Below are 13,138 nucleotides of genomic sequence, written 5' to 3' on the forward strand. Positions count from 1 at the left end.
GCTGCCCCTGTCAGAGGGGAACCATGTCCGACACGTCGCGGCAGCAGGAGGACGGGGCCGTTGCACACACTTCCAGCCAGCAGCCGGAAGAGGCTCTCTCGGACTACGAGCACCTGGCGGAGGCCTGGGCCCGGCAGGGGTGGCTGGTGCGAGCCATCGCGCTGTGCAAGGTCATCCTCCGGCTCGAGCCGGATCATGAGCCGACGCGGCGGCTGCTCGCGGAGCTCGACTCCCGGCGGATGGATCCGCTGGCTCCTTCGGGGCCTGCCGTCCCGAGGCTCCTGGCCCGGGTGGCGGCCACCCTGGCGCGGGCGAGCGGGGAGCCGGAGCCGGCGCGCGTCTCACTGCTCGCGCGGCTCGGCGAGAAGGAGTTCCTGTCGGTGATGGAGGCCCTGGAGCTGCGGGAGTTCCAGCCCGGGGACGTCATCGTCGAGGAGGGAGAGCCGGGCAACTCCATGTTCGCCCTCGTGGAGGGGAGCGTGGAGGTGGTGCGCACGCTGAAGTCGGGGCGGCGGCGCACGGTGGCCTTCATGGGCGAGGGCGACTTCTTCGGGGAGATGTCGATCCTCTCCGACGTGCCGCGGCTCGCGAGCGTCAAGGCCTTCGAGCGCACGGCGGTGTTGGAGCTCTCGCGGGAGCGGTTGGAGCACATCATCCAGCGGCACCCCGCCGTGGCCGAGGCGCTGCGGACCTACCAGCGCGAGCGCCTGCTGAATGACGTGATGCGGGGCAACGCGCTCTTCCGGCTGCTGTCGCCCGAGCGGAGGGAGGCCGTCGCCCGGGACTTCCAGCTGTGCGCCAGGCCCGCAGGGGCGACGCTGCTCGAGCAGGGCAAGCCGGTGGATGCGCTCTACCTGCTGATGCGGGGGCGGTGCCAGGTGCTGCATCCCCAGCCGCAGGGCGGCGAGCAGCTCGTGCGCACGCTGGGGGAGGGCGACATGTTCGGGGAGATCGCCCTGATGTTGGGCCTGTCGGCCACCGCCACCGTGCGCGCGGAGACGTCCTGCCTGCTGCTGCGGCTGGACTGGGGCAGCTGCGAGCGGCACCTGCTGGATCAGACCGGGCTGTGCGAGGCGCTCTCGCGGCTGGGCAACGAGCGCCTGCTGCACTCCGCCGGGCTGCTCTGGGCGCCCCCGGCGCGCGGCGAGGCTTCGCCGGGCGCCTGAGGTCCCACTTCCGAGGAGCCCCTACGCGTTGCCGGGGGGCTCCACGCCGGGGCTCGGGGAGACCGGGGCCTCCAGGTTCACCGGGGCCACGCCCCGCCGCAGCACGGAGTTGCGGTAGCCGTAGGCGAAGTAGACGACGAGGCCGATGGCCAGCCAGATGCCGAAGCGCTCCCAGGCGTGCACCGGCAGGCCCTTCATGACGAAGAGGCACGCGGCGGCACCGCCGAGCGACACCGGCCACACGAAGGGCACCTTGAAGGGCCGGGGCCGGTCCGGCTCCTTGAGGCGCAGCACGGGCACGCCCAGGCACACCAGCATGAAGGCGGACAGGGTGCCGATGTTGGTCAGGTCGTACGTGGCGGCGTCATCGGCCACCAGCGAACCCACGGCCACCAGCACGCCGGTGATGAGCGTGGTGACGTGGGGCGTGCGGTACTTGGGGTGGATTTTGGAAGCCCACGGGGGCAGCAGCCCGTCGCGCGCCATGGCGTAGAAGATGCGCGGCTGGCCGTACTGGAACACCAGCAGCACCGCCGCCATGGAGACGACCGCGCCCAGGGAGATGATCCAGCTGAACTGCGTGAGCCCCGCCACCTCGAAGGCGTGCGCGAGCGGATCCGACGACTTGAGCTGCTGGTAGGGGATGAGGCCCGTGGCCACGGCCCCGACGATGACGTAGATGACCGTGCACACGGCCAGTCCGATCAGGATGCCCCTGGGCATGGTGCGCTGGGGATCCTTCGTCTCCTCGGCGGCGGTGGAGATGGCGTCGAAGCCGATATAGGCGAAGAACACGATGGCCGCCGCCTGGTGCACGCCGATGAAGCCATTGGGTGCGAAGGGCGTGTAGTTGGCCGGGTTGATGTGCAGCGCGCCCACGCCCACGAAGATCGTGAGCACCAGCAGCTTCACCACCACCATGACGTTGTTGACCCGGGTGCTCTCCTTCACGCCGATCACCAGCAGCCAGGTGATGAGCAGCACGATGAGGAAGGCCGGCAGGTTCACCAGCACGGGCAGGCCGAAGAGGCGCGGCGCCGTCTCCAGCAGGCCGTGGATGGCCGGATCCGTGCTCGCCTGCACGTTGTAGTAGCCGTGCGTGAGCCAGTCCGGAATGTGCACCCAGGGCGAGATGAGCGAGTTGAAGTACCCGCCCCAGGCGATGGCCACCGCCACGTTGCCCACCGCGTACTCGAGGATGAGATCCCACCCGATGATCCAGGCGATCAGCTCGCCCAGCGTCGCGTAGGAGTACGCGTAGGCGCTGCCGGCCTGGGGGATCATCGACGCCAGCTCGGCGTAGCAGAGCGCGGCCAGGGCGCACACGCCGCCCAGCAGCAGGAAGGACACCACCAGCGCGGGGCCGGCGCCGTGGCGGACGACCTCGCCCGTGGGGAGCACCTCGCCAGCGGCCGCGGTGCCCAGCGTGGAGAAGATGCCGGCGCCAATGACCGCGCCGATGGAGAGCATGACGAGATCGCCCGTGCCGAGCGCGCGCTTCAGGCCCCCGGACGACTCTCCCTCGGGGAGGAGGTCGGCGATCTGCTTGCGTTGAAAGAGGGAACGCATGGGTAGGCCGGGATTACCACGTTCCCACCCACCGGGTCTCCTCCCGGCCGTGCCGCGCCGCGTTGGCTCCTGGTGGGGAGCGCCCCGGGCCCGCCCTGGAGGAGGGCGGGGAAGCTGTCAAGCACTGGCTGGCTGCCCGGAGGGTGCTCATGGGACTTGTCCTCTGGCCAGCGGGCGGCTAACTCCGCGTTCTCCGAGACTCGTGAGGAAGGGAAGGGGAGTCATGCAGGTCGTCAGTGTGAAGAAGGCGCTGGAGGGTTCGGTCGCCCCGGACACCAAGATCGAGGTGCGCGGCTGGGTGCGCACCCGCCGTGACTCGAAGGCGGGCATCAGCTTCGTCAACGTGAGCGATGGCTCGACCTTCGATCCGATCCAGGTGGTCGCGCCCAATACGCTGCCCAACTACGAGAAGGAGGTGCTCCACCTCACCGCGGGCTGCTCGGTGGTGGCCCGGGGCACGCTCGTGAAGTCGCAGGGCAAGGGCCAGTCGTTCGAGATTCAAGCCGAGGAGGTGAAGGTGCTCGGCATGGTGGACGACCCGGACACCTATCCCATCCAGCCCAAGCAGCACACGCTGGAGTTCCTGCGCGAGGTGGCCCACCTGCGTCCGCGCACCAACACGTTCGGCGCCATCACCCGCGTGCGCCACGTGGCGGCGCAGGCCGTGCACCGCTTCTTCCACGAAGAGGGCTTCTTCTGGGTGAACACGCCGATCATCACCGCCAGCGACGCCGAGGGCGCCGGGCAGATGTTCCGCGTGTCCACGCTGGACGTGGTGAACCCGCCGCGCACGGACGCCGGGAAGATCGACTGGGGCAAGGACTTCTTCGGCAAGGAGGCCTACCTCACCGTCTCCGGCCAGCTCAACGTGGAGGCGTACTGCCTCGCGCTGTCCAAGGTGTACACGTTCGGCCCCACGTTCCGCGCGGAGAACTCGAACACCACGCGGCACCTGGCCGAGTTCTGGATGATCGAGCCGGAGATCGCCTTCGCGGACCTCAACGAGGACGCGAACCTGGCCGAGCGCTTCCTCAAGTACGTCTTCAAGGCGGTGCTCGCCGAGTGCGCCCCCGACATGAAGTTCTTCGAGGAGCGCCAGCAGAAGGGCGTCATCGAGCGCATGGAGAAGTTCATCAACTCCAGCTTCGAGCGCATCGACTACACCGAGGCCATCGAGATCCTGAAGAAGGCCAAGAAGAAGTTCGATTACCAGCCGGAGTGGGGGAACGATCTCCAGACGGAGCACGAGCGCTACCTGACGGAGGAGCACGTGGGCCGGCCGGTGGTGGTGATGAACTACCCGGAGAAGATCAAGGCGTTCTACATGCGCCTGAACGAGGACGGGAAGACGGTGGCGGCGATGGACGTGCTGGCGCCGGGCATCGGGGAGATCATCGGCGGCAGCCAGCGCGAGGAGCGGCTGGACATGCTCGACAAGCGCATGCAGCAGTTCGGCCTCAAGCCCGAGCACTACCAGTGGTACCGGGATCTGCGGCGGTACGGCTCGGTGCCGCACGCGGGCTTCGGGCTCGGGTTCGAGCGGCTCATCGTCTACATGTGCGGACTGCAGAACATTCGCGACGCCATTCCCTACCCGCGCGTGCCGGGCTGGGCGCAGTTCTGATTCACGAAGCACTCCCTCGCGCAACCCTCCCTCTCCCACCGGGAGAGGGTTGGGGTGAGGGTATGTACCTCCCGGGTTCCCCCCCTCGTCCCCGCACGGCGTCCCGTGGTAATCGGGTGGCATCTGACGAGGGGAAGACATGTCCCGGTTACCGTTGCTGGTGCTGTTCGCCGCACTGCTCGGCGGGTGTGAGCCCGAGCCGACTCCGCCCCCTTCGGGCACCTGGTCCCTGGTGGCCTCGGGAAGGCCCGAGGCGCTCCTGTCGGTGCGCGGCCGCTCCCACCGGGACGTCTTCGCGGTGGGCATGGATCGCGGCCGCGGTCCCGGGCTGCTCCACTACGACGGCCTGGGCTGGTCGGAGCTGGTCCCCGGGATGCGGTTCGATGCCTGGGCGGTGCTTCCCTTCCCGAACGGGGAGGCGCTGATGGCGGGCTCCAACGCCACCATCCTGCGCTACGACACCAAGGGCCAGTTCACCCGCATGCGCACGCCGGGGCTCGCGCGCCACACCGTCTACGGGCTGTGGGGCACCAGCCTGGAGGATGTCTGGGCGGTGGGCAGCGGTCCCAACCGGGGCGGCTTCGTGTGGCACTACGACGGCTCGGTCTGGCGCGAGGTGGCGCTCCCCCATGCGCAGTTGCCGCGCACCGCGGATGGGGACCTGCTGCCCTTCTTCAAGGTCTGGGGCAATGGCAAGGGCGACGTCTACGTGGTGGGCGCCCAGGGCGTGGTGCTCCACTCGCACGAGGGCGGGGCCTTCGAGGTCATCCCCACCGGCATCGCGGATCGCCTCGTCTCCGTGTCCGGCACGGGCGACACGGTCGTGGTGGTGGGCGGCCGCGTGGGCGGCAGGGTGCTGGAGCTGAACGCCTCCGGCCAGTTCGAGGACAAGACGCCCTCGGGCTGCCAGATGCTGCAGGACGTGACGATCACCGCGGATGGCACCGGCTACGCCGTGGGCACCTACGGCCAGATGTTCCGCCGCGAGAACGGTCAGTGGAAGCTCGTGGACCACCGGCTCGACTTCCAGGTCCAGTTCCTCCAGGGCGTCTGGGTGGATCCCGAGGGCGGAATATGGACCGTGGGCGGCAACGTCCAATCCCCCAAGCTGGATGGCGGCGCGATCGGTCACTTCGGCGGGGCGGTGACGCCGGCCAGGCCCGTCCCTTCAGAGCCCGTCGCTCAGCCGGCCACGTGCCCGGAGGATCAGGTGGACCCTCGTCCGACGGGCTCCATCGCCCGGCGCTGGAACGAGCAGCTCCTGGGAGCCATCCGGAGGGACATTCCCCGCCCGACGGTGCACGCGCGCAACCTGTACCACGTGTCCGCCGCCATGTGGGACGCGTGGGCCGCGTATGACGCGACCGCGGATGGCACCTTCGTGCACGAGAAGCTCACCGCTCCCGACGTGGCCCAGGCCCGCGCCGAGGCCATCAGCTACGCGGCCTACCGGGTGCTCGCGCACCGCTACACGACGGCCCTCGGCGGGAAGACGTCGGCCGCCTGCTTCACGGCCTTCATGAAGAAGCTGGGCTATGACCCGGACGACACCACGTCGACGGGGGACAGCCCGCGTGCCCTGGGCAACCGCATCGGCCAGGCCCTCATCGACTTCGGCGCCAATGATGGTGCCAACGAGAAGAACGACTACGCGGACACCACCGGCTTCTCCTTCGTCAACGCGCCGCTCGTGGTGGATGAGCCGGGCTCGGTCCTGACGAATCCCTCCGTCTGGCAGCCGCTCAATCTGGCGGTGTCCGTCACCCAGAATGGCATCGACACCCAGTCGGGTGTGCAGGGCTACATCGGCGCGCACTGGAGGAACGTCACCCCCTTCGCCATGACGCGGCCCTCGGGCGGCGGCCTGTACCACGACCCGGGGCCGGCGCCCGCGTTCGGCGAGGCCGCGATGCGCGACTACGTCGTGGATGTCATTCGCAAGTCCAGCCAGCTCGGCGGCAGCGTGCTGATGGACCTGTCCCCGGGCACCACCGGCAACAACAGCCTGGGCGCCAATGACGGCACGGGCCATCCGGTGAACCCCGTCACCGGCAAGCCGTACGCGTCTCAATTGGTGCGGCGCGGGGACTTCGGCCGCGTGCTCGCCGAGTTCTGGGCGGACGGGCCCAGGTCCGAGACGCCTCCGGGACACTGGAACGTGCTCGCCAACCAGGTGGCGGATGCGCCGGACTTCAGCCGCCGCCTCTTCGGCACCGGGGAGGTGTTGGAGCCGCTCGAGTGGGACGTGAAGGTGTACCTGGCCCTCAACGGCGCCGTGCACGACGCGGCCATCACCGCCTGGGAGATCAAGCGCCAGTTCATCACCGTGCGCCCCATCTCCCTCATCCGCTACATGGGCGGGCTGGGCCAGTCGTCCGACCCGTCGGGTCCGTCCTACCACCCCAACGGGCTGCCGCTGGAGACCGGGCTCATCGAGCTGATCACCGAGCAGAGCTCGGCGCCGGGGCAGAAGCACGCGCACCTGGCGCGCTTCCAGGGCCAGGTGGCCGTGTACGCGTGGCGCGGCGAGCCGGGAGACAGGAAGAACGAGGTGGGGGGCATCGGCTGGGTGCGCGCCGTCGAGTGGATGCCGTACCAGCTGCGCACCTTCGTGACGCCGGCCTTCCCGGGCTTCATCTCCGGACACAGCACCTTCAGCCGCTCGGCCGCCGAGGTCCTCACCTCGCTCACCGGCAGCTCGTACTTCCCGGGGGGCCTGGGGGAGTTCGTGGCGAAGCGCGACGAGTACCTCGGCTTCGAGCGGGGCCCGTCCTCGGAGCTCCGCCTGCAGTGGGCCACGTACCAAGACGCGGCGGATCAGGCCGGGCAATCGCGCCTGTGGGGCGGCATCCACCTCGAGCCGGACGACCTCGTGGGCCGCCGGCTCGGATACGACGTGGGGCTGGCGGCCGTCGAGCGCGCCCGGGCGTACTTCGACGGCACCGCCGTTCCCTGACGTGTCTCAGTAGTGCCAGGGGAAGCGCTTGTAGTCCTGCTTGCGCTTCTCCAGGAAGGCGTCGCGGCCCTCCTGCGCCTCCTCGGTGCCGTAGGCGAGCCGCGTCGCCTCGCCCGCGAAGAGCTGTTGGCCCACCAGCCCGTCGTCGGGCAGGTTGAAGCCGTACTTGAGCATGCGCATGGCCGTGGGGCTCTTCGAGTTGATGAGGCCCGCCCACTCCAGGGCCACCTCCTCGAGCTGCTCGTGCGGCACCGACGCGTTCACCATGCCCATGGCCGCGGCCTGGTCCGCCGTGTAGTTGAGGCCCAGGAAGAAGATCTCCCGCGCCTTCTTCTGGCCCACCTGCCGCGCCAGCAGCGCCGAGCCGTAGCCGCTGTCGAAGCTCGCCACGTCCGGATCCGTCTGCTTGAAGAGCGCGTGCTCCTTGCTGGCCAGCGTCAGGTCGCACACCACGTGCAGGCTGTGCCCGCCGCCCACCGCCCAGCCCGGCACCACGGCGATGACAATCTTCGGCATGAAGCGGATGAGCCGCTGCACCTCGAGGATGTGCAGCCGGCCCAGCTTGCCGGGATCCGGCTTGCCCGCCTCGTCACCCTCGTACTTGTAGCCGTCCTTGCCGCGGATGCGCTGGTCCCCGCCCGAGCAGAACGCCCAGCCGCCGTCCTTCGGCGAGGGCCCGTTGCCAGTGATGAGCACGCAGCCCACGTCCGTCGTCGTGCGCGCGTCCTCGAGCGCGGTGTACAGCTCGTCCACCGTCTTGGGACGGAAGGCGTTGCGCACCTCGGGGCGGTTGAAGGCGATGCGCACCGTGCCCTGGTCCACCGCCCGGTGGTACGTGATGTCCTCGAACTCGAAGCCTTCGACCTCGCGCCAGCGCGAGGGATTGAAAATGGCTGAAACCTTCATGGTCTTTCACTCCTGGCGAGGGGCGCGACCCTAGTCGCCAGGAGCACGGGGCGCTACCAGATACCGGGCAGCTCGCGCTGGAGCGTGAGGTCCTCGAGCGTGGTGCGGAGGATGAACGCCAGGCTCAGTAGAGGAACTCGGACAGCGTCCAGGTGCGCTCGGCGAGCCGCTGTTTGACCTCCTTGAGGTACGGCAGGGCGCCGCTGTAGCGCACGTCCTCGTCCCCGTCGTACCAGTCGCCCGAGTACCACGCGCCCACGCAACCCCACTCGTCACCCTTCACGTACCCGCCGTGCTTGCCCGGGTCGTTCATCCAGGTGAACTCGCCCTCGTAGCAGGCGCGCCGCCACGCCAGCGAGTAGTCCACGTTGTAGGCGCTGCTGTCGCGCGCGAGCGGGAACGTGCCCGTGTGCACCGTCGTCCTCAGCTGCAACAGGCCGTAGCTCGCCCCGCTGTCGCCCACGGTGGACTGCCTCCACCAGCTCTCCACCACCGCCACCGAGCGCACGAGGTCCTCGTCGAAGCCCCACTTGCACGCGCCCCACTGGAGGATCTCATCCGTGGTACCCGTGAAGTCTCCGTCGATCCTCGGGGTGATGCGCGCGTTGAACGCGTCACTGGCCCCGTCGATGAGCACGTCGGGGATGTAGTGGCCTCGCGTCTGGTTGGCCTGCGCGTTCTCGGGGCGGGGCTCCCACGAGGAGCGCCGGACCCGCGCGGCGCACTCGGCCCCGGAGGGCAGGGTGGCGCCGGGCGGCAGTGTCGCGAAGTACTTCGGATCCTGCTGCGGCTGATCGCCCCCCGGCCCGGCCACCGCCGGGTCGTCTTTTCCGCAGCCCTGCGTGAGCGCGAGCAGCACCATCAGGGGAGCGAGTGTCGGACGGAGAAGACGCAGGGTGACCTCGGAGTGGGAAGGGCGATCAGCCGGGGAGTTTCAGGGGATGAGTTGCAGGTCGTCGATGTAGAGCGTGCCCTGGTCGGTGCCCGACTGGTCCTGGATGTAGATCTCGCGCAGCGAGCCAGCGCGCACCCCGATCGTGCTGAATGGGATGGTGAGCTGCTGCCAGGTGCCTGGCTGGATGGAGTGGCCCAGCGCCTGATCCAGGCGGATCTCCCCGAGGAAGTTCGAGCCGTCGCTGAGGATGATGCGCGCGATCTGCCCGCCCGAGGTGCCACCGTGCACCCACAGCGAGAGCGTCTTGTAGCGGCTCAGGTCCACGCCCGTGTTGGTGTGGAAGTAGAGGGCCGACCAGCTGTCCAGCTCGACGGAGAGGGCGGACGTGCCCGCGTGGACGATGCCGCTCGAGTACAGGTTGTGCGTGGCCCAGCTCCAGTCATTGAAGCCGGCGCCGAGCCCGTCGGCGTAGAGGGAGAAGGCCGGCGTCGTCGGGGGCGGCGGGGGCGTGCTGGCCTTCACCAGCCGCATATCGTCGAGGTACACGGTGGGCTGGTCCGTGCCCGTGTCGTCCTGGATGTAGATATCGCGCACGGTGCCGGTGGACAGGCCCACGGAGCTCAGCGGCACGACGACCTGCTGCCACGTGCCCGCCTGGATGGGATGGCCCATCACCGTGTCCAGCCGCACCGAGCCGAGCGGCGTCGAGCCGTCATAGAACGCCACCCGCACGCCCTGGCCGCCGGTGGTGCCGCCGTTCACCCACAGCTCGAGCGCCGAGAACTGGTTCGCGGCGAGCCCCGAGGTGTGGTGCAGGAAGAGGGCGTTCCAGCCATCGAGCTCGGCGGAGATGGACGCGACGCCGCTGTGCACCACGGTGCGGTCGCCGAGGCTGTGCGTGGCCCAGCTCCAGTCCGCGAAGCCATCACCCGTGGCGTCGTCGTAGACGGTCGCGTTGCCCGAGGTGTCCCCCGTCACTCCATCCATCAGCGCCACGCCCTGCGCGACGGTGACGGGCTTGAGGTTCTTCGTCTGGAGGTAGTCGAGGATCGCCTCGAAGTTGGCCTGGTTGATCTCCGTCTCCTGCGTGGGCGTGCCGCTCACGAACTGGTGGAAGGTGAGGATGAGCCAGCTGCCATCGGCGGCGGCGCTGTCGATCCACCCGCGCACGGTGGCCACGGTGACGGCGCTGTTCACGTCATAGGAGCGCAGCTGGAGGATGTTCGAGTCCTTGAAGTTCTGCCCGCCGTTCACCGTGCGGTGGCTGCGGTAGTACTTCTGGATCGTGGTCAGCACGCTCGCGTTGTAGGCACCGTAGGGCGAGGCGAACGAGGGCATCGCCGACAGGCCGAACTGCGTCTTCAGCCACGCCTGCGAATCGCGCAGCTCGGTCTCCACCTCGGTGGCGGACAGGGTGGTGAGATCCCGGTGCGTCATCGTGTGGGCGCCGATCTCATTGCCCTCGGCGATGATCGTCTGGAGCTGCGGCACCGTCATGTAGCCGGTCCACCCGTTGCGGATGCCCTCGGTGACCAGGAAGTAGGTGGCGGGGAGGCCGCGCGCGTTGAGCGCCGGGCGCGCCCCCGTGAACTGCGACGGCCAGCCGTCATCCAGCGTGATGCTCACCATGCCCCGCTGGAACGGCGTCGAGGCCCCCGCGGATCCCGCTCCCATCAACAGCGCCACCACGAGCGCGCTCAGCACTCGCTGCAACCCATTCAAACCGCCCATAGGCACCTCATGTGATGGACTCCCCCTCGTCCGAATGGCGGCCATCATAGAGAAAGCGAAGGAGAAGCAATGAATCCGCTATCTCTTGCGATTTCTGGAGGTACTTGGATCTACGGGAAACCACGGACTCACAAGGTGGCGAGCACCCCGATGCGATGCCCGTCCTACGCCCGGCGTGAACAGGCGGAGATGCGTTGCAGCACGGCCTCGCGCACCGGCTGGGGGAGGGACTCGATGACGACCCGGCGCAGCACCCCCTGGGTGAAGGTGGCGCCGCGGAGGATCTTCGCCTCCTCCAGCTCCTTCCACGGCGCGGCGAGCTGATCCGCCGGCAGCCCCAGGACGCTCGCGGCCAGCTCCAGGCGGAAGTCCGCTCCCGTGAGCGCCACCGTGCGCGCGAGCCGCAGCGCATCCGGCGAGAGCCGCTTGAGCCGCTGCTCCACCAGCCACATCACGCGATCCGACGTGGGCGGCACCGCGGGGAGCGTCCCGTTGAAGACTCCGGACGCGACGAGGCTGCGCACCGTCTCGATGATGAAGAGCGGGTTGCCTCCCGTGTACCGCGCCATCTCGGAAGCGCTCGCCTCCAGCCCGGGCACGGACATGCTCGCGAGCAGCTCGCCCACCGAGCCCGGCGCCAGCGGCTCCACTTCCAGCCACGCCGCCAGCCCCGCCTCCCGGTGCTCGCGCAGCCGCTCCTCGAAGCCGGGGGCCAGCTCGCCCGTGCGGAAGCAGGTGAACAGCCGCAGCGAGTCCTCACCGGGTGGGTTCTCCATCAGCAAATCCTGCACACGCAGCTGGAGCTCGAAGCTGGCCGGATCGCAGCGGTGTGCGTCGTCGAGCACCAGCGCCGCCATCTCCTCGCAGCAGGCGCGAATCAACCGGGCGAGTGCCTCGGCCAGCCGCGCCTTCTCCTCGGGGCTGGAGGGCAGGGGAGGCGCGCTGGGGCCGAGCTCCGGAACGAGCCGGGCGATCTCCTGCCGCACCCACGGCTCCAAGGGCCGCTCCGGCGCGAGCCCCAGGACGGCCCGGGCCACCCGGGCGCTCGTCGCGTAGGGCGTGGTCGCATCCGCGGGCCGGGCCGCCACCAGCAGCCACGAGCCCTGGGCACTACAGAAGTCGGACACCAGCCGCGTCTTCCCCTGGCCCGCGTGCCCGAGCACGTACACGGGCCGGCCCGCCGTCCACGTCTCCTCCAGTACCGCCCACTCGTGCTCGCGCCCGACCAGCACCGGCGGGGAGAGCACCAGCAAGGGCACCTCGTCGGCGTGACGGGTCCGGGCGCGCTCCGTGTCCGTGGGCCGTTCTATCTCCTGGGCGAGCGCCCGCGTCTCCGGGGAGGGATCAATCCCCAGCTCCCGGTGCAGCACGGCCTGGCAATCGCGGTAGGCCTGGAGCGCCGAGGAGCGATCTCCCTGCCGCAGGTTCAGGCGCATCACCATGCGCCAGGCCTGCTCGGAAGTGGGCTGGAGGTGGAGCTGGCGCCGTGCCGCGTCGAGCGCGGCCCCGAGCTGGCCCTCCTGTTCCAGGCGAAGGGCCTCGGCCTCGGCGGCGCGGCATTGAAGGTAGTGGAAACGCGTGCGTTGGACGCGGAGCCACTCGTCCAGCTCGGAACAGTCGTCGTAGGTGAAGCCGGCGAGCAGCTCGCCCTGGAGGGTGGAGAGCCGCGAGTAGTCGTGCGCCTCGAAGCCCGCGTTCATGAGGCGGGTGTCGATGAGCAGGCCCTCGCCCAACCAGACGGGGTCCTCGCCCACGAGGCTGTGCTCGCCCAGGGTGAGCCGGAGCCGGCGCAGCAGCTGGCGCAGGTTGCCCCGGGCCGCCTTGTCGGGCGTGTCCGGCCACAAGAGGCTGGCGAGCCGGCTGCGCTCGGTGGGGCCCTCGATGGAGAGATAGGTGACGAGTGCCGCCGCCTTGCGCTCCAGGTGCCTGGGCCCGAGTGGGGCGGAGACAACGCGCGCACGTCCGAGCAATTCGATACGTGTGGCCTCTGTATCCATAGCCCCCTCCCAAGGTGGGTGGATTCTTCGCGCCCCATCAGGTCGGCCGCAAGGAGGTTGTGAGGGGGGTGCGCGCGTGAAGACAGACAGCAGTCACACCGCAGTCACGCTCGGGACCGGGGTGTGACGGCCTCCATCACGCGCTGATCACACCTCGGCGGCAAGGTTCTCGTCAGGTCGCGGGTTGCCGGGCCCGCCGATGAAGAGAAGGAGGGGGGAATGATGTCTTCGTCTCGCGGTGTGAAGCGCTTCACGGGGGTTGTGCATGTCTGGGGTCATGTGTCTCCTCGCGAG

Annotated in this window: 8 protein-coding genes; 3 read left to right on the forward strand and 5 right to left on the reverse strand. The window is 69.4% G+C overall.

Annotation, left to right across the window (positions count from 1 at the left end; genetic code table 11):
- The first annotated feature begins 23 nt into the window (after positions 1-23).
- The gene (locus ACJ8AN_RS11520) at positions 24-1,166 is read left to right on the forward strand and encodes a cyclic nucleotide-binding domain-containing protein (RefSeq protein WP_407755342.1); all 1,143 of its coding nucleotides are present in this window, start codon (positions 24-26) and stop codon (positions 1,164-1,166) included.
- Positions 1,167-1,187: 21 nt separating this feature from the next.
- Here the strand turns inward: ACJ8AN_RS11520 and ACJ8AN_RS11525 are convergent, their stop codons facing one another.
- Positions 1,188-2,735: an amino acid permease gene (locus ACJ8AN_RS11525; protein WP_407755343.1), complete on the reverse strand. Its 1,548-nt coding sequence runs from the start codon at positions 2,733-2,735 to the stop codon at positions 1,188-1,190.
- A gap of 223 nt (positions 2,736-2,958) precedes the next feature.
- Here ACJ8AN_RS11525 and asnS point away from each other — a divergent pair, with 223 nt between their 5' ends.
- Positions 2,959-4,359 carry an asparagine--tRNA ligase gene (gene asnS / locus ACJ8AN_RS11530; RefSeq protein ID WP_407755344.1) on the forward strand — a complete coding sequence of 467 codons (1,401 nt, stop codon included), beginning with the start codon at positions 2,959-2,961 and terminating at the stop codon, positions 4,357-4,359.
- Between the two features lie 139 nt (positions 4,360-4,498).
- Positions 4,499-7,315 (forward strand): vanadium-dependent haloperoxidase, encoded by a 2,817-nt coding sequence (locus ACJ8AN_RS11535; protein WP_407755345.1) that lies wholly within the window; start codon positions 4,499-4,501, stop codon positions 7,313-7,315.
- Between the two features lie 6 nt (positions 7,316-7,321).
- Here the strand turns inward: ACJ8AN_RS11535 and ACJ8AN_RS11540 are convergent, their stop codons facing one another.
- From ACJ8AN_RS11540 to ACJ8AN_RS11555, 4 genes are all read right to left on the reverse strand, one after another.
- On the reverse strand, positions 7,322-8,221 hold the full coding sequence (locus tag ACJ8AN_RS11540) for a 1,4-dihydroxy-2-naphthoyl-CoA synthase (protein ID WP_407755346.1): 900 nt from the start codon (positions 8,219-8,221) through the stop codon (positions 7,322-7,324).
- Between the two features lie 124 nt (positions 8,222-8,345).
- On the reverse strand, positions 8,346-9,083 hold the full coding sequence (locus ACJ8AN_RS11545) for a hypothetical protein (RefSeq protein ID WP_407755347.1): 738 nt from the start codon (positions 9,081-9,083) through the stop codon (positions 8,346-8,348).
- A gap of 72 nt (positions 9,084-9,155) precedes the next feature.
- Entirely contained in the window at positions 9,156-10,847 is a 1,692-nt protein-coding gene (locus ACJ8AN_RS11550) for a polysaccharide deacetylase family protein (RefSeq protein ID WP_407755348.1), read from the reverse strand.
- A gap of 164 nt (positions 10,848-11,011) precedes the next feature.
- Positions 11,012-12,844 carry a BTAD domain-containing putative transcriptional regulator gene (locus ACJ8AN_RS11555; RefSeq protein WP_407755349.1) on the reverse strand — a complete coding sequence of 611 codons (1,833 nt, stop codon included), beginning with the start codon at positions 12,842-12,844 and terminating at the stop codon, positions 11,012-11,014.
- Between the last annotated feature and the right edge of the window lie 294 nt (positions 12,845-13,138).

The organism is Archangium sp. (genome assembly GCF_045802675.1).
GTDB lineage: Bacteria > Myxococcota > Myxococcia > Myxococcales > Myxococcaceae > Archangium.

Bases quoted from the DNA above. Each gene is read 5' to 3' on its own strand.
- ACJ8AN_RS11535 (WP_407755345.1), top strand. From the start codon at position 4,499: ATGTCCCGGTTACCGTTGCTGGTGCTGTTCGCCGCACTGCTCGGCGGG.
- ACJ8AN_RS11540 (WP_407755346.1), bottom strand. From the start codon at position 8,221: ATGAAGGTTTCAGCCATTTTCAATCCCTCGCGCTGGCGCGAGGTCGAA.
- ACJ8AN_RS11550 (WP_407755348.1), bottom strand. From the start codon at position 10,847: ATGGGCGGTTTGAATGGGTTGCAGCGAGTGCTGAGCGCGCTCGTGGTG.
- ACJ8AN_RS11545 (WP_407755347.1), bottom strand. From the start codon at position 9,083: ATGGTGCTGCTCGCGCTCACGCAGGGCTGCGGAAAAGACGACCCGGCG.
- ACJ8AN_RS11555 (WP_407755349.1), bottom strand. From the start codon at position 12,844: ATGGATACAGAGGCCACACGTATCGAATTGCTCGGACGTGCGCGCGTT.
- ACJ8AN_RS11525 (WP_407755343.1), bottom strand. From the start codon at position 2,735: ATGCGTTCCCTCTTTCAACGCAAGCAGATCGCCGACCTCCTCCCCGAG.
- ACJ8AN_RS11520 (WP_407755342.1), top strand. From the start codon at position 24: ATGTCCGACACGTCGCGGCAGCAGGAGGACGGGGCCGTTGCACACACT.
- asnS (WP_407755344.1), top strand. From the start codon at position 2,959: ATGCAGGTCGTCAGTGTGAAGAAGGCGCTGGAGGGTTCGGTCGCCCCG.